This window comes from Pseudomonas sp. 24 E 13, assembly GCF_900004715.1.
Taxonomy (GTDB): Bacteria; Pseudomonadota; Gammaproteobacteria; order Pseudomonadales; family Pseudomonadaceae; genus Aquipseudomonas; species Aquipseudomonas orientalis_A.
On the sequence record NZ_CVTO01000019.1, the window covers coordinates 1 to 15,860 of the forward strand.

General features: G+C 62.1%; 13 protein-coding genes and 1 pseudogene. 4 read left to right on the forward strand and 10 right to left on the reverse strand.

Going from position 1 to position 15,860, the window contains the following annotated elements:
• The 4 genes and pseudogenes from BFP90_RS00640 to BFP90_RS00655 form a co-directional block, all read right to left on the reverse strand.
• Positions 1 to 290 (reverse strand): annotated as a pseudogene (locus BFP90_RS00640) (molecular chaperone); the annotation flags it as partial.
• Between the two features lie 71 nt (positions 291 to 361).
• Complete coding sequence (locus tag BFP90_RS00645) at positions 362 to 1,606, reverse strand: hypothetical protein (protein ID WP_065894867.1); 1,245 nt, start codon at positions 1,604 to 1,606, stop codon at positions 362 to 364.
• 21 nt (positions 1,607 to 1,627) lie between these two features.
• Entirely contained in the window at positions 1,628 to 4,150 is a 2,523-nt protein-coding gene (locus BFP90_RS00650) for a CS1-pili formation C-terminal domain-containing protein (protein WP_065895710.1), read from the reverse strand.
• A 107-nt stretch (positions 4,151 to 4,257) separates the two neighbouring features.
• Positions 4,258 to 4,755, reverse strand: coding sequence for a CS1 type fimbrial major subunit (locus BFP90_RS00655; protein WP_065895711.1), 498 nt, complete (start codon positions 4,753 to 4,755; stop codon positions 4,258 to 4,260).
• Between the two features lie 506 nt (positions 4,756 to 5,261).
• On the opposite strand from BFP90_RS00655, the gene BFP90_RS00660 reads away from it, so the two are divergent.
• Positions 5,262 to 5,771, forward strand: a complete 510-nt coding sequence (locus BFP90_RS00660; protein ID WP_065895712.1) for a PadR family transcriptional regulator — start codon at positions 5,262 to 5,264, stop codon at positions 5,769 to 5,771.
• On the forward strand, positions 5,768 to 6,535 hold the full coding sequence (locus tag BFP90_RS00665) for a siderophore-interacting protein (RefSeq protein ID WP_065895713.1): 768 nt from the start codon (positions 5,768 to 5,770) through the stop codon (positions 6,533 to 6,535). Before BFP90_RS00660 ends, BFP90_RS00665 begins: the two co-directional genes overlap by 4 nt.
• Before the next feature lie 172 nt (positions 6,536 to 6,707).
• Here the strand turns inward: BFP90_RS00665 and BFP90_RS00670 are convergent, their stop codons facing one another.
• Together BFP90_RS00670 and BFP90_RS00675 are read right to left on the reverse strand one after the other, a co-directional pair.
• Positions 6,708 to 7,334 carry a Pr6Pr family membrane protein gene (locus BFP90_RS00670; RefSeq protein WP_065895714.1) on the reverse strand — a complete coding sequence of 209 codons (627 nt, stop codon included), beginning with the start codon at positions 7,332 to 7,334 and terminating at the stop codon, positions 6,708 to 6,710.
• Positions 7,335 to 7,338: 4 nt separating this feature from the next.
• Complete coding sequence (locus tag BFP90_RS00675) at positions 7,339 to 7,572, reverse strand: VF530 family protein (protein WP_065885949.1); 234 nt, start codon at positions 7,570 to 7,572, stop codon at positions 7,339 to 7,341.
• A gap of 169 nt (positions 7,573 to 7,741) precedes the next feature.
• Between BFP90_RS00675 and BFP90_RS00680 the strand changes: the two genes are divergently transcribed.
• Positions 7,742 to 9,760, forward strand: a complete 2,019-nt coding sequence (locus tag BFP90_RS00680) for a TonB-dependent receptor (protein ID WP_065895715.1) — start codon at positions 7,742 to 7,744, stop codon at positions 9,758 to 9,760.
• 455 nt (positions 9,761 to 10,215) lie between these two features.
• The gene (locus BFP90_RS00685; RefSeq protein ID WP_065895716.1) at positions 10,216 to 12,633 is read left to right on the forward strand and encodes a glucose/quinate/shikimate family membrane-bound PQQ-dependent dehydrogenase; all 2,418 of its coding nucleotides are present in this window, start codon (positions 10,216 to 10,218) and stop codon (positions 12,631 to 12,633) included.
• Positions 12,634 to 12,749: 116 nt separating this feature from the next.
• Here the strand turns inward: BFP90_RS00685 and BFP90_RS00690 are convergent, their stop codons facing one another.
• The 4 genes from BFP90_RS00690 to BFP90_RS00705 all read right to left on the reverse strand — a co-directional run.
• Positions 12,750 to 13,925, reverse strand: a complete 1,176-nt coding sequence (locus BFP90_RS00690) for an ABC transporter substrate-binding protein (protein WP_065895717.1) — start codon at positions 13,923 to 13,925, stop codon at positions 12,750 to 12,752.
• A complete protein-coding gene (locus BFP90_RS00695) occupies positions 13,922 to 14,896 on the reverse strand; it encodes a CobW family GTP-binding protein (RefSeq protein WP_065895718.1) in 975 nt (324 codons plus the stop codon). The genes BFP90_RS00690 and BFP90_RS00695 overlap by 4 nt, the downstream gene beginning before the upstream one ends.
• 17 nt (positions 14,897 to 14,913) lie before the next feature.
• Positions 14,914 to 15,216, reverse strand: a complete 303-nt coding sequence (locus tag BFP90_RS00700; RefSeq protein ID WP_065885944.1) for a hypothetical protein — start codon at positions 15,214 to 15,216, stop codon at positions 14,914 to 14,916.
• A 13-nt stretch (positions 15,217 to 15,229) separates the two neighbouring features.
• On the reverse strand, positions 15,230 to 15,860 hold a 631-nt coding region (locus BFP90_RS00705; protein WP_065895719.1), incomplete at its 5' end, for an SDR family NAD(P)-dependent oxidoreductase.

Here is a 15,860-nt window from a genome sequence, read left to right on the forward strand (position 1 = left end):
ATCAGCCGCGCCGGGCTGGCCATCAGACCGTCGCGGCTGGTGGCGCCACCCTTGTCGTCGGTCAGGGAGGCGACCGGGACTTCCCTGGACGTGCCGTCGGCGCTGTAGACGATCTCCAGCACATTGACCTTGATAAAGGCGGTGCTGGTGCCCCCATTGAACACTCGCTTGAGATAAGAACTGCGGTCGCCTTCCAGGTAGTCGTACACCACGCCGACATTGATCGCCGGCCCGGCCTGCGCCGCCCACGACATGAGCAACAGCCCAGCCCCTAACACTGCATGTTTCATGTTTGCTTACGCCTCATTGATTGAACGCGGCTCACCGCCCGCTGCGGGAGCCGATATGCGGGTAATGCCCGCTAGACTTCCGAATCCCAGATCACCGTGGCCACGCCGGAATAGGTACTGCCGGGCTTTTTGAGCATGTCGGCGACGTCATCCCTGGCCACTTCGAAATGCAACTTGCCCTCGCGGTTGTTCACGTATTGCGTTGGCTGGAACAGTTCGGTGCCCACGCCGTCGAGGCGCAGGGGCAGCTTGTTGACGCCTTGGTCGTGCTGGTCACGCAAGCCATAGGGCAGGCTCACGGCCACTTGCAGCGGCACTTCGTCACCGTCGCTGTTGCGCAGGCCGCAGGTGTTGCCGATGACCAGGCCACACTCAAGGGTCATCTTGAAACGTGAGCTGGCGGAAATCGCAAAGGTCTGGTCGCGCCACAATCGCGACGGGCGCCGCCCCTGGTTGAGCCAGGCTTGCCAGCCGCCCTCGGGGAGCAGCTCGACGCGATTGGCGCCGGCCGGCAGGTCGACCTTGAGCACGTGTTCCACCGACAGGATGAAATTGAAGGTCAGGGCCGTTTCGTCGGGGATCATGGCGTTGCCGAAATCCATATCACCGCCCGGCCCCATGGTGTAGGTGAGGGAGCCTTCATAGGTACCGGCGTCCATGCCCAACGGGTTTGGCGTCTTGAGTTCATAACCGTACTCAAGCGAGCTGTAGCTCAACCGCGGAATCTCCACACCGTTGGTGACGCTGCAGGCGCCGGCGTTCTCCGGGACGATCCAGAAAAACAACGCGAACGCGGCTCCTGCCGCAATGTAATTGATCGGCATACACGGTGCGGGCGCCCCTCGCCAATAAGTGCTCCAACCCACACCTGGCGTCGCCCAGCCGGACACGCCCGGAGGGTAGGAAACATTCCACCGGCCACCGATACCGGCAATACGCATCTGCACCGTCTCCGTGCGACCGGTAACGGCGTGTTTCACTTGCAGGTCGCGAAAGGCCGACGGCACCTTGAAATAAGCACTCTGGCGTGGATCCTCGGGGAACGCCGGTATTGGCCCATTGGAATAGGCCCGGAACGCAGTGTTACGAATACTGAAGGTATTGACCGCCTCGCACTTGGCTGGAACGTGCCAGGGACATAAGCCACTTTGCGGCGTGGTGTTGACGAATTTGTTGTTCGTCGGGTTGGCCGGATCGGGGCGAAACACCGCCGTGATCTGCTCGACAATAGCCAGCGCCGGCAGGCTGTAAGCGCCTAGAGCCAGCGCTAACGCACACAGGCCCAGGCGTTTTTTGGTTGCGGTAATCAAGGTCATGAACTCCAGTTTCAACCGCCGTCAACCGGCGGTTTCGGCGTGATAGGTCGCTTCGGCCAAGGTGTCCGGCGTGCAGCGCAAGTCACCAATCATCAACACGTCGTTTTCGTTCGGCGCATTGCTTGGGTCCAAACGAAACTGGCAAAGCAGCTGGTTTTGGTAGCGCACTTGCAAGGTGGGCGCGCTGGAACTCATTTCCATCGAGAAAAATCCGTCCACCTCGCTGACCCCACGGCTGGCGTGATTGATCACGTGATGCCCCTTGAGCGGTGTACCGCGTTCGTCCAGCAACCGGCCAAGCACAGTGACGGTTTTCATCACGGTAATCTTTCGATAGTCCACACCGCCCTTGTTCAGGTGATAGCTGGCGCGGGTTGGTTGAATATTGGCCGCCGGCGGGTGGTTGCCTTCAAAGTCGAAACTCACGCTGCTGCTCTTGTAGGCCGAGACCGGCACGTAGTTGCGCCCCGGCCGCAGGATCGCACCGCCACCACCGAGGTCGTCGGCGCGCAGTTCGATTGCGTCAAGGTCGGTTTCAACGTCGATGATCATCCCCGCACCGTTACCCTGGTACTGGCTGCTCAGCAACATCTTGCCGGCACCGGCAACGAAGGTGCTGTTGAGGTTCAAGCCACCACTGAGGTCACCGTTGAAGGAGCTGCGCTGCACAAAGCCGTCACCGCTGACCGCGCTGGTATTGAAGCTGGCCATGCCCGACAGGCCAACGCCGTAGGTATCGGTGATGGCGGTCGCGGAGACGCTTTGCAGCATGTGGTCGGTGAGGTCCTGGCGCACCGTCACCGAGGCATTGTTGTCGCGCCCGCCGTCTCGGGCCGTGCGGGTGCCGATGCTGCCGGAAATCTGCCGGCCTTCAGTGCCCAGGTTGACACTCACGCTCACATCCACGCCACGATTGCGCGCGTCGTTGGTGCCGGCGCTGCCGGGCCGGTCGAACACCGAGAATCGCCAGTTGGCGTCGCTGCCGAACAGGTTGTCGTGGCGACTCCAGCCCAGGTCCAGCCCGGCCCCCTCGATATTGCCCTCACTGTGGGACAGGCGCATGTTCAGGGTGTTTTTCGCGTCGAGCCGGTGGTTGACCGACAACGCGGTGTTGCTGGCCTCGCCCACGAAGGTATTGCGGCGCAGGCGCGTACCATCCGGTAGGGTTTCGTACGTGTCACGGGTGTCCAGCCAGCTGCGGTTATGGCTGAACACCAGGTTGGTCGAGCCCAGGGTGTAGAGCCCTTGCAGGTCCAGGCCGGTGCCATGTTCCTGGGTCTGGTACAGGTTGGCATAGACGCTGGTGTTGTTGGCCACCGTCCAGTCCATCGACCCGCCGTATTGCAGCTGCTCGCGCACCTGGCGGGCCGACAGGCCGAGGATCACGCGCGGGTGCACCAGGTAATTGAGCGACGCTCCGGCCGTCACCGCGCCCGAGGCCTGCTCATCCCAGTTGCTGAGGAGCTTGGTCTCGCGTCCGGCAAATACGTTGTAGCGCCAGCGGTCTTCGGCGTTGCGCCAGTTGCTGGGTTTGTACACCAGTTCCTGGGTGGTGCTGGTCGTCAGGCCGTCCTCCACCAGGCGCACTTCAACCTCATAGATGCCGCCGGGCAGTGGCCGGGTATCCAGGGTTTGCAGCCCGGCCGCCACGGCCTGGGTGTTGATCAACAAGCCGTTGCGGTAGATCTCAACCGCTGCCTGGCGGTTGGCGGTTACGTAGATCGGATACACGCTGGGTTTGGAGTTGTTGATGGCCAGGCTGTCGGAACTGCCATACATCAGGCCCACCGCCGTATCGGGGCTGGCACCGAAGCTGCGCAGTTGACGGGTCAGGCCATCGGAATTGGGGGTGAAGTGGCCGAGGCGGAAAAACTGCCCTTCCAGTTCACGCTGGGTATACAGCTCATGGATCGCATGGCGTACTTGTTCCTCATCGCCACTTTGCCGCGCCAGTTGCAGGTTGAGCACCTGGCTCCAGTTGCCGAGGCTTGAACTGGCTTGCAAGCCGTAGCGTCCGCCCAGGCTGTCTTCCTGGCTGCCGTTGAGGTTGAGCTGGTTGTTGATGATCAACCCGAGGCTGCCGCCTTGCGGCTGGTCGTAGAAGCGCGGGGTGTCATCACTGCGTTCGACGTCCTGGGTGAGGATCGCGAGCTGGGAGTTTTCCAGGTTGTAGAACGCCGAGATCATCTTCTCCGGGCAGGTCTGGGTGCAGGCGCCCAATGCCACGCCGTTCTCCAGCAGCGCCTGCCAGGTATCACGGGTGGCGGCCGGGACTTTGCTGTCGCCGGTATCGGTAAATTCGAGCAGGGTCACACGGTCATCCCGCGACAAGACGATCAGCGCCTCGCCCAGCAGTTGCCGATCGAGATCCACGCGCACCGCCAGCGGCACGTCGAAAAAGTGATCGCTGAACCCCGCGGGCAGGCCTTGGGCCTGGGCGATCAAACTGCCGGGGGTTGCAGCGCCGGAAGCAGCAGGTGCCGCCAACGCACTCGTACACATCAGCAGCACAAGCGCAGCCGCGATAGGCGTCATCGGAAACATGAACGGATACCCTGAATGCCAAGAGAGAAAAAATCAGGTCGGCGGACAGAGAACGAAATCAGCCGACCTGCAAGCAAATGCCCGTGGTCAACGGGCATGCATTGGCATCAAAGCGTCGGCAATACGGCGTCGAATACCACCGGCATCACTGCGGTGTAGGAGCCGCGTTGAGTGGCGGTAGGCTTGGCCGCGACGATGCGCATTTCGGCGCCCACGCCTGGGGTGGAGTCGGCTTCGTTGACCACTTCCTGAGGCGTGCCGGTCAGGGTGACGCCGTTGAGGCTGGTGGTGAGCGCGATGTTCTGCGCAGCGTCACCATTGAACAGTACAGCCGGGCCGCCTTCGATGTAGGCGTGTACCGAACCGTTGGTGTTCTTGATGTCGTAGATCGCGCTCAGGGGCGCCAGCTCGCCGCTGACCAGGTTATAGGTCATGGTTTCGTCACGACCCCAGTTCGGGTCACGCGGTTGGGCGTGGAAAACGGTGGTCGGGATGGTCGCCTTGATGTTGACGGTATGGCTGGCTTCTCCGGCAGCAAAGGCTGTTACCGAGGAAGACAGGGCCAGAATAGCCAGAGGGGCAGCAACAGCAAACTTTTTGAACATGGAGTCAATACCTGTAGTTGGAAAACTTATTGATTTTTTCGTCGCCAAGAGCATCCTCGAACAACGAACAACCGCGCCGGTTAGTTACACCGTGCGCTGCCAGGCAATAATCGACCCAAACTAAAAGCAGGTATGCAGGCGCATTCCAATATACGCGTAGCCCTTGTAAACAGGCGCCGCGTGAAAAAGATGGCATTTTGCCAAAACTTTAAAAGTGTCCGTAGGAATTGAACTACATGCGCATAATACAGGGGGCGTGAAACATCGAAAGGACCTGCACTAGACAAACAAAACAAGTTTCAAATAATCACGCACATCGGCGCACATTCGAGCATCAGCTCTAATTAAAGTTATAACTCTAGTTTGATTATCCTCCAAGCAGCTTTCAACTAAAGGCCGTTGCACGCCGTGCGCAAACCTGGCCCTGACCGCTGGTCGGCAGAGACTGGCGCACACCACAAGATATATCTTAAGTTATATCTAAATGAGCGCAGAGGAGGACCATCATGAAGCCTGAACATCGCGGTGACTTTGAAAAACGCGGCGGTCGCGGCCCACGGGTTTTCGCCCCAGGCGACCTGAAGCTGTTGCTGCTGGCGCTGATCGCCGAGCAACCCTGCCATGGCTACGACCTGATCCGCCGCATCGAAAACCTCTTCGACGGTGCGTACAGCCCCAGTCCCGGCGTGATCTATCCCACCCTGACCTTCCTCGAAGAGAGCGAGTTGATCAGCGGTGACGCCCAGGGCGGGAAAAAACACTACACAATCACCGACGCCGGTCGTCTCTTTCTTAACGAGCAAGCCGTTGCCCTGGACGGCGTGCGCATGCGCATCGACGTCAGCAAACGCTCGCTGCGCGGCCACGACCGCCCACCGGAAATTCACGAGGCGGTGCACAACCTGCGCCATGCCCTGCATTCGCACCACGGGCGCTGGAGCCCGGAAGAAATCGTTCGTGTCGCGGCGCTGCTCAATCGCACCGCTCAAGCCATTGCCGACGGGAGAGATCAATGAACACACACACCATCCATCGCGTCACCCACGAGATCAAACGCCGCCGCCTGCAGGTACTGCGAGTAGTGGATATCACCCCACGCATGCGCCGCATTACGCTGGGTGGGCCGGAACTGGCAGGGTTTGTCAGCCTGGGCAGTGATGATCACATCAAGCTGCTGTTCCCGCAGAACGCCGCCGAGCAAGCCGCGCTGGAAAGCCCGACGTTCAGCATCAAGGGCGACGGCCCGCAACCTGCAATGCGCGATTACACGCCACGGCGTTTCGACCTGGGCATTGGCGAACTGGATATCGACTTCGTGCTGCACGGCGACGGCCCGGCGTCGACCTGGGCCGAGCAGGCGCAAGTCGGCCAGCACCTGCATATCGGTGGGCCACGGGGCTCGATGATCGTGCCGGATATCTTCGACAGCTACCTGCTGATCGGCGATGAAACCGCCCTGCCCGCCATTGGGCGACGCCTTGAAGAATTACCCGCCGGGCGCAAGGTGCTGGCGGTGATTGAAATTGCCGATGCCGCCGAGCAACAGACACTGGAAAGTGCGGCGGATGTTGAAATCATTTGGGTGCTGCGCGGCCAGGAGGATCTGCTCGACGTGGTAAGCAACCTGACGCTGCCCGGCGGCACGCTGTACAGCTTTGTCGCGACCGAAACCAAGGTGTCGCGCCAGGTGCGGCGGGTATTGCTGGAGACGCACAAGGTCAACGAGGAATACCTCAAGGCCGTGGGCTACTGGCGCGCGGAAGGCAGCGACGAAGATTAACCTGTGGGAGGCGGCTTGCCCTGATGCCAGTCAGTTAAGCGTACACCGCCCTCTGTAGGAGCGAGCTTGCTCGCGAAAAACGTCAACGATAACGCGTACTTTCTGAATGAGCGCGGTGCCTGTGACTGTTTCGCGAGCAAGCTCGCTCCTACAGACATTGATCGTGCCCACTTTAAATCGAGCGTGGTTTGAGGCGTTTATCCAGCCCCACTAACGCCAGCGCAATGACGATGAACCCCGCCAAAATCCCCCCCGCATTCACGAACACCTGTGGATAACCCAGGCTGTCCACGTCCATGAACGGGTACTGATACTGCCCAAGCAAATGCCCGCGCAGCAGCACATAACCAAAATACACCACGGGGTAAATCACCCAGCCGGCGATGTGCTTGAGCTGCAAGGTGCCTTTGGGCACGCAGCGCCACCAGTAGATCAGAAACAGCAGCGGCATCACGTCATGCAGCAATTCATCGGCGATGAACTGAAAGCCTTCGGGGCTCCATAAATGCCGTAGCAGCAGGTTGTAGGCCAGGCTCACCACCACGATGCTGGTGGCAATCGCGCCGCAGATGCCGGGCTTGAGGAAGAACCGTCTGGCGGCGGATTCGCGGGTGACCAGCGCGTAGCTCAGCACCACGACCACCAGCGTATTGGTCAGCACCGTGAAGAAACTGAAGAAGCTGATCAACCCGCCCAGCAGGCTCGCGCCGCTGGACCAGCGCGAATACAAAATCAGGTATTGCTGGATCGCCAGTCCCACCCAACCGGCGAGCGCGGCCGCTGCGACATAACGCTTCATGGGCTCAGTCCAACGGGCGTTTGGTGCGCATCAGCTTGACGTACAACCCTTCGACTTTTTCACGGGCCCAAGGGGTCTTGCGCAGGAAGGTCAGGCTCGACTTGATGCTGGGATCGCTCTTGAAGCAGCGGATATCAATACGCTCGGCCAGGCCGCTCCATTCGTAATGCGCCACCAGCGTGGTGAGGACATGTTGCAGGGTCACGCCGTGGAGTGGGTCGTTGCTTGTCGCGGTCATGCCGGGCCTTTTGCAGGAGAGGAAACACAGCCGCGCACCTTAGCCGACGGGGCGTATCGGTGGAAGCACTGCATTGAATATAGCCGCTTGGCAAAAGTTCCCCTTCGCAGCCTAAAAAGAGATGTTATATTGTAACATCTCTTATCAAAATCCTGCCAAGGAATGTCCGATGTCCGTCTCCTGTTTCTGGCGTTTGTCCCCGCTCGCCGCCGCCCTGCTGATCTGCTCCGAAGCCCACGCCCTGGAGCTGCAACCGCAAATCATCACCGCCAATCCCCTGGGCAGCGAACAGCTCGCCTCGCCCACCACGGTACTGGAAGGCGATGAGCTGACCCTGCAGCAAAAAGGCAGCCTTGGCGAAACCCTGAACAAGCAGCCGGGGGTGTCGTCTTCCTACTTTGGCCCGGGCGCCAGCCGGCCGATCATTCGTGGCCAGGACGGTGACCGGATTCGCCTCCTGCGCAATGGCGTCGGTGCGCTGGATGCATCGTCGCTGTCCTATGACCATGCCGTGCCGCTGGACCCGATCAACGTTGACCGCATTGAAATCGTGCGCGGCCCGGCGGCCTTGCTGTACGGCGGCAGCGCCATCGGCGGCGTGGTCAATACCTTTGACAACCGCATCCCCACCGCCACCATCGAAGGCATCCACGGTGCGGGTGAACTGCGCTACGGTGGCGCCGACACCACCCGCAGCAGCGCGGGCAAGCTGGAGGCCGGCGACGGCACCTTCGCCTTGCACCTGGACGCCAACGCGCGGGAATTCAACGACCTGAAAATCCCGGGCCATGCGCGTAGCCGCCATGCCCCCGACGCCGAGGATGGCCCCGGCAAGAACGGCCGCCTGGGCAACAGCGACGGGCGCCAGGATGGCGGTGCCGTAGGCGGTTCCTACACTTGGGATGACGGCTACGCGGGGCTGTCCTACAGCAACTACGACAGTAACTACGGCTCCCCGGCTGAGCAGGATGTGCGCATCCGCATGCAGCAGGAGCACTACGCCTTCGCGTCCGAGATCCGTAACCTGCAAGGGCCGTTCACCTCGGTGAAGCTCGACGCGGGCTATACCGACTACGAACACCGCGAAATCGAAGGTGGCGAAACCGGTACAACCTTCAAGAACAAAGGCTATGAAGCCCGCGTTGAAGCCCGTCACCAGCCTGTCGGCCCATTCGATGGCGTGGTCGGCGCCCAGGTGACCCGCAACGAGTTCTCGGCCCTGGGCGAAGAAGCCTTCGTGCCCCAGACCGACACCAACGCCGGTGCACTGTTTATCCTTGAAGAGATGCAAGCCAGCGAACGCCTGAAGCTCAGCCTCGGCGGGCGCCTGGAACACACCAGCGTCGACCCGGATGCCAAGGGCAACGCGCGCTTCGCCAATGCCGACAAGGCCAGTGACTTCACCGCAGGCAGCCTGTCCTCCGGCGCGGTTTACAGCCTGACGCCGATCTGGTCCCTGGCTGCAACGTTGGGCTACACCGAGCGTGCGCCCACGTTCTACGAGCTGTACGCCAATGGTGCCCACGTCGCCACCGGCACCTACGAATTGGGCGATGCCAACCTGTCCAAGGAAAAAGCCGTGTCCAGCGACCTGGCCCTGCGCTTCGACAACGGCACCCATAAAGGCAGCTTCGGCGTGTTCTACAGCCGCTTCTCCAATTACATCGGCCTGCTCGGCACTGGCCGTACGTTGAACGACGAAGGTGAAGAGGACGCCGGCGGTATTCCCGAGTACAGCTATTCCGGCGTACGCGCGCGTTTCGCCGGTTTTGAAGCCCAGGATCACTGGAGACTCGGCGAAGGCGCCTACGGCAAGTTCGCCCTGGAGCTGTCGGGCGACTACACCCGCGCGACCAACCTGGACACGGGCGAAGCCCTGCCGCGCATTGCGCCGCTGCGCTTGAACAGTGGGTTGCTCTGGGAACTGGACCGCTGGCAGGCGCGTATCGACGTGGAACATGCCGCCGGCCAGGGGCGCGTGCCGAGCAATGAAAGCGGCACCGATGGCTACACCACCCTCGGCGCAAGCGCGGGTTACCACTTCAATGTGGGTGGCAGCCAGTGGCTGGCGTTCGTCAACGGTGAAAACCTGACCAACCAGACGGTGCGCTATGCCAGCTCGATCCTGCGCGACATCGCGCCGGCACCGGGGCGCAGTGTGCAGTTCGGCATCCGCACCACCTTCTAACCCACACCACAAATCCCCCTGTAGGAGCGAGCTTGCTCGCGAAAACCGTCAACGATAACGCGTGCTTCCTGAACACACGCGGCGCCAGTGGGTTTTTCGCGAGCAAGCTCGCTCCTACAGAGGCTATTCTGGCAGCGACTATCTGTCACTGTTACCAAATCTGAAATGATGCATCTTGCGATTCACCCTTCCTCAAACAGCCCCGCCGCATTATCCTTCGCAACAATCTGCAACGCTTCACTTCCTGGCCGACCTCATTTTGCCAAATCTCCCTGTACGTAAAGACAGCGCTGTCCGAAATCAGCCTGCGTCCGGGGGGGTGTTACCCGTCTGTGGATAACCCGTTTATCCACAGAAAAAACCAAAAAAACGATGAACCAAGCCCGCGCCCAATCGTCATCTACAGTGAGTGAAGCACGGGGTTACATAATTCCAACGTAACGGAGAAACACACTATGAGCACTGATGGTGCCTCAAGCCCAAGCCGCCTGCTGCCCAGGTTGCTGGGCGTCTTGCTGCTGATCATGGGGCTGGCCTTGCTGGCCGGTGGGGTCAAGCTGAGCATGCTCGGCGGGTCGTGGTACTACCTGCTGGCCGGTATCGGCATCGCCCTGACCGGCGTCTTGCTGCTGTCCAACCGCCGCGCTGCGCTGGGCCTGTATGCACTGGTGCTGTTCGCCAGCACCGTGTGGGCACTGTGGGAAGTGGGCCTGGACTGGTGGCAACTGGTGCCGCGCCTGGCCCTGCTGTTCGCCCTGGGCATCGTCATGTTGCTGCCGTGGTTTCGCCGTCCGTTGCTGCATGGCCAGGCCGCGCCGCTGGGCACCGGTGCGCTGAGCGCAGCCGTGGTGCTGGCGGGCGCTACCGCCCTGGCCAGCCAATTCACCAACCCGGGTGAAATGGTCAAGACCGGCCAACTGAACCGCGACACCGTGGCCGGCATGACCAACACTGCGCCGAGCCAGGCTGACGGTGACTGGAACTCCTATGGCCGCTCGGCCTACGGTGACCGTTACTCGCCACTGACCCAGATCACCCCGGCAAACGCGCACAAGCTGGTGCCGGCCTGGACCTTCCGTACCGGTGACATTCCCGGCGCGGGCGATCCCGGTGAAACCACTGCGGAAAACACCCCGCTGAAAGTCAACGGCATGCTGTACGTGTGCACCCCGCACAGTCAGGTGATTGCCCTGGACCCGGACACCGGCAAGGAAATCTGGCGTTTCGACCCGAAGATCAGCACCCAGGGTGCCGAGAACTTCAAGGGTTGGGCGCACATGACCTGCCGTGGCGTGTCGTATCACGATGACGCCGCCTACGCTTCCGAGCAGAAGCCAACCGGCAAGGCCATCCCGGCCGCCGCCCCGACTGCCTGCCCGAAACGCATCTTCGTGCCGACCGCCGACACCCGTCTGATCGCCCTGAACGCCGACACCGGCAAGATGTGCGAAGACTTCGGTAACAAAGGCCAGGTCGACCTGCGTGCCAATATCGGCAGCTTCGCCCCAGGTGGTTACTACTCCACTTCGCCACCGGCCGTGACCAAGAACCTGGTGGTCATCGGCGGTCACGTGACCGACAACGTTTCCACCGACGAACCAAGCGGCGTGATCCGTGCGTTCGACGTGCACACCGGCAAGCTGGTGTGGAACTGGGACAGCGGCAACCCGCACGACACCACCCCGTTGGCCGAAGGCAAGACCTACACCCGCAACTCGCCGAACATGTGGTCCATGTTCGCCGTGGATGAAAAACTCGGCATGCTCTACCTGCCGATGGGCAACCAGATGCCCGACCAGTACGGCGGCGACCGTACCGAAGACTCCGAGAAGTACGCGGCCGGCCTGACCGCCCTGGACATCGCCACCGGCCATGTGAAGTGGACCGTCCAGTTCACCCACCACGACCTGTGGGACATGGACGTGGGTGGCCAGCCGTCGCTGATCGACATCAAGACCGCCGGCGGTGTCAGGCATGCGGTGATGGCATCGACCAAGCAAGGCAGCATCTACGTGCTGGACCGCGCCACCGGCTGGCCGGTTGTGCCCTTCAACGAAATCCCGGTGCCACAGGGCGCCGTCGCGGGCGATCGCACCGCCACTACCCAGCCCAAGTCCGAGCTGAACTTCATGCCACCGCCCCTCAAGGAGCGTGACATGTGGGGCGTGACGCCGTTCGACCAACTGATCTGCCGGATCGACTTCAAGTCGCTGCGCTACGACGGCCCGTTCACCCCGCCGTCGCTGCAAGGCTCGATCGTGTACCCAGGCAACTTCGGCGTGTTCGACTGGGGCGGCATTTCGGTTGACCCGGTGCGCCAGATCGCCTTCGTGAACCCGAGCTACATGGCGTTCAAATCGAAACTGATCCCGGCTGCCGACATCGCCAAGCAAGGCCCGCGCGTCAGCGAAACCCAAGGCGTACAGCCAAACAAAGGCGCGCCGTACGGCGTGATCCTCGAAGCGCTGCTGTCGCCAATGGGCCTGCCGTGCCAGGCACCCGCGTGGGGTTATGTGGCAGCGGTCGACCTGACCACCCACCAGACCATCTGGATGCACAAGAACGGCACCGTGCGTGACAGCTCGCCGATTCCGATCCCGTTGACCATGGGCGTGCCGAGCCTGGGCGGTACGTTCACCACCGCCGGTGGCGTTGCGTTCCTCAGCGGCACCCTGGACCAGTACCTGCGTGCCTATGACGTGAAAAACGGCAAGCAACTGTGGGAAGGCCGCCTGCCTGCAGGCGCGCAAACCACCCCGATGACCTACACCGGCAAGGACGGCAAGCAATACGTGCTGGTCGTGGCCGGCGGTCATGGCTCCCTGGGCACCAAGCAGGGTGACTACGTGATGGCGTTCAAACTGCCGGAATAAGCAAGACTGGCGGTATTAAAAAGGCGGTTACCTTCAACAGGTAACCGCCTTTTCTTTGCGCCGCTGAAGGCTCGTTCCCTTGCTCCGCGTGGGAATGCATCCCGTGACGCTGCGCGTCAGCCTCGCCGGGCCCGCATGAAATCCCCCCAGCGCCGCACCAGGTAGTTGTGCTCATCCATGACCGAATTCCATACCGCAATATGCCCCATGCGCTGTTCATAGGAGCCGCCGTCGCGCACTTCGCCAATATCGATCAGCGGCAGACCATCGCTTCCCGGCAGTTGCTCTCGCGCAGGCTTGCCCGCGTACCAGTAATCCCACTCCGCACGGTTCAAGTGATCGCGACTGCGCGCCGGATTACCGATGTAATAGCCCTGCCGAGCCATCACCGCCCCGGGCCAGCCCGACAGCCACCAATTCAAGTAAGCATAGGCCGCATCCAGCACCGCGCCCTGGGCATGGCGCGATAATGACAACCCACCAAACCAGGCCCGATAGCCTTCACGTGGCACCGCCAGGCGGTATTTCACCCCGGCGCGGTGCAGGCGCATCAAGGTCGGCGACCACAGGCTCTGGATATCGATGCTGGGGCTGAGCATCAATTGCGCGGCTTCTTCGTCATCGGACCAGAACGCCGCAAAGTGGCCTTCCTTCTGCTTGCGCACCAGGACGTCGGCCAGCAAATCGATCTCTTCGATGCTCATGTTGCCGATGTCCTTGAAGCTGGCCAGCCCTGCCCCCTGCACCGCCAAGGCGGCGTCCAGGGCGCCGATGGCGGCGTCGCTTTGCAAGGCCGTGCGCGCACGCCACGCGGGGTCCAACAGCCAGCCCCAGCTTTCATTGCCGTGGCAAAACCCGTCGGGCATACGCTCGGGACGGTAGGCAAAGCTGTCGGCGTTGTGGGTCAGGGGCAGCATGCTGATGCGCTCGGTAACCGTGCTGCCCAGGCTGCCATCGTGCTGCACGAATAACCGCTCGCTGGGCACGCTGCCGCTGCCCAGGCGATCATCGGGCGACAGGCGTCCGCGCTTGGGCAGGTCATTGATCTCGTGCCACAACGCGACGCGCCGGGTGTCGATGGGTTGGATCGCCCGGGCCGGCCACACGAAATCGACATTGTGAAACCACTGGTCGTACAGGTCGTAGCTTTCGGGCTGCATCACCGCGATGCGCTGGGCCTGTTCGACGTCGTGCACCTGATACACCAGGCGGATACCCAGTTCCTGCTCGGCCCGCACGCGCAGGCATTCGAGCAAGGTGACCGACGTGCCGAGGACCCTCAACGTGATCATGCTGCGAACCGCCGCGAGAACACATCGAAGGAGCGGCGCAACAGCGCAGGGTCGAGGCCGCGCAGGATAAACACCAGGCGCGATTGCCGGTCGCTGCCCGGCCACGCAGGTAGATGCACCGGCGCATGCAGGCAGTGCTGCACGCCATGAATGACGATGGGGGTGTTACTGGCGTTCACGTTGAGCAGTCCTTTGACACGAAGGATTCGTTCGCCGTGGCATCTTAACAGCATCGACAACCACACCCCGAAACCGACCCAATCCAAAGGCTGGTCGAAGGTCAGGCTGCACACTTGCGCGGTGCCGTGGCTGGCCGTGGTGGCCTGATGCAACTGCCAGCGGCTGACTTCAATGGCCGGTTCGGCGCTGCGCAGGCCTTCGCCAAGCAGCAGTTGGTCGCCGCTGTGAATGGCATGGGTATCGAGGATCGGCGTGCCGGCATTGAGTGCCCGCAAATGTGCGCGCAGTGCCGTGCAGTCGCCCGCCAGATCGGTCTTGCTCACCAACACACGATCCGCCGCCGCCACCTGGGCCAGCCACTCCGGGTGCAGGCGTTCCTGCAGGACGGCGTGGCTGGCGTCCACCAGGGTAATCACCAGGCCGATGTGCAAACGCCCGCGCAGTTGCACGTCGTTATTCAAGGTGGCGAGGATGGGCGCCGGGTCGGCCAGGCCGGTGGTTTCCAGGATCACCCGCTTGAATGCCGGGATTTCACCGCGCTCGCGACGTTGCAGCAAGGTCAGCAGCGCCTCCTTCAGCTCGCCACGGATCGAGCAGCACACGCAACCGCTGGGCAGCAGCACCGTGTCCGGCGCGATGTCTTCCACCAGCAGATGGTCGATGCCGACGTCGCCGAATTCGTTGATCAGCAACGCGGTGTCGCCCAGGCTTTCTCCCTGCAACAGGCGCTTGAGCAAGGTGGTCTTGCCGCTGCCGAGAAAACCGCTGATGACGTTGAGAGCGATGCTCATTTTTTATACCTCCGCTCCTACAGTGGGTTGCATTCCAAATGGTCGAGCAGTTTGGGATCGAGGGGATCCAACGGACGACCGAGCATGTCCTGGGCCGCCTGCCACAGCTGATCCAGGCCGCTGGCCAGGGCCTGTTTGCCGGTAGCGCCCAGCAGCAGATAGGACGCACCCTGGAAGTCTTCGACCTTGAGCCGGAACACCGCCAGCACCTGGTTGATCGCCGCGATCCGGCGCAGGCGTTCGCGGCGCCTGGGCAACTCGTCGCCCAGGGGGTCGCTCCAGTGCAGGTCTTCGCCGAGCAATCCGCAGAGTCCGCACATGACTACACCCCGCTCATGGCATGACATCGCCGGAATTCGGGCCCAGGGTCTGGCCGACAAACAGGTTGCCGCCGGGCTCGCTGGCCAGCAGCACCGCAGTCGGCGCCACTTCGTCGGCCAGCCCGAAGCGGCCCAGGGGCAGCTCCCTGGCCTTGGCACGCTTCCAGTCATCGCTGATGCCGCTGACCAATGGCGTCTCAATGGGGCCGGGGGCGATGGCGTTGACCAGCACATTGTCCTTGGCGACTTCCAGCGCCAGGGACTTGGTAAAGCCAATCACGCCGGCCTTGGCGGCGGCGTAATGCGTCAGTTCGGCGCCGCCCTTGATCCCCAGTTGCGAGGCGACATTGATGATCCGCCCCCAACGCTGCGCAACCATGTGCGGCAAGGCGCGCTGGCTGGCGACGAAGACGCTGGTGAGGTCGACGCGCAGCATGTCGTTCCACATCGCGATGGACACGTCGACGCAGCGCGCCTGGGTGAGCATGCCTGCGTTGTTGACCAGGATATCGATACCGCCCAAGTGCTCGACGCAACAGTCGACACTGGCCTGGGCGCCTTCGACGGTGCCGACGTCAGCCAGGCATTCGAACACCTCGGCACCGAGGTTGCGGCAGGTGATCGCGGTTTCGGCGAGGCTGGCG

Excerpts from the sequence above, each read along its gene's own strand:
- BFP90_RS00690 (WP_065895717.1), bottom strand. The coding sequence starts at position 13,925 with ATGATCACGTTGAGGGTCCTCGGCACGTCGGTCACCTTGCTCGAATGC.
- BFP90_RS00700 (WP_065885944.1), bottom strand. The coding sequence starts at position 15,216 with ATGTGCGGACTCTGCGGATTGCTCGGCGAAGACCTGCACTGGAGCGAC.
- BFP90_RS00675 (WP_065885949.1), bottom strand. The coding sequence starts at position 7,572 with ATGACCGCGACAAGCAACGACCCACTCCACGGCGTGACCCTGCAACAT.
- BFP90_RS00665 (WP_065895713.1), top strand. The coding sequence starts at position 5,768 with ATGAACACACACACCATCCATCGCGTCACCCACGAGATCAAACGCCGC.
- BFP90_RS00655 (WP_065895711.1), bottom strand. The coding sequence starts at position 4,755 with ATGTTCAAAAAGTTTGCTGTTGCTGCCCCTCTGGCTATTCTGGCCCTG.
- BFP90_RS00685 (WP_065895716.1), top strand. The coding sequence starts at position 10,216 with ATGAGCACTGATGGTGCCTCAAGCCCAAGCCGCCTGCTGCCCAGGTTG.
- BFP90_RS00645 (WP_065894867.1), bottom strand. The coding sequence starts at position 1,606 with ATGACCTTGATTACCGCAACCAAAAAACGCCTGGGCCTGTGTGCGTTA.
- BFP90_RS00680 (WP_065895715.1), top strand. The coding sequence starts at position 7,742 with ATGTCCGTCTCCTGTTTCTGGCGTTTGTCCCCGCTCGCCGCCGCCCTG.
- BFP90_RS00695 (WP_065895718.1), bottom strand. The coding sequence starts at position 14,896 with ATGAGCATCGCTCTCAACGTCATCAGCGGTTTTCTCGGCAGCGGCAAG.
- BFP90_RS00670 (WP_065895714.1), bottom strand. The coding sequence starts at position 7,334 with ATGAAGCGTTATGTCGCAGCGGCCGCGCTCGCCGGTTGGGTGGGACTG.
- BFP90_RS00660 (WP_065895712.1), top strand. The coding sequence starts at position 5,262 with ATGAAGCCTGAACATCGCGGTGACTTTGAAAAACGCGGCGGTCGCGGC.
- BFP90_RS00650 (WP_065895710.1), bottom strand. The coding sequence starts at position 4,150 with ATGTTTCCGATGACGCCTATCGCGGCTGCGCTTGTGCTGCTGATGTGT.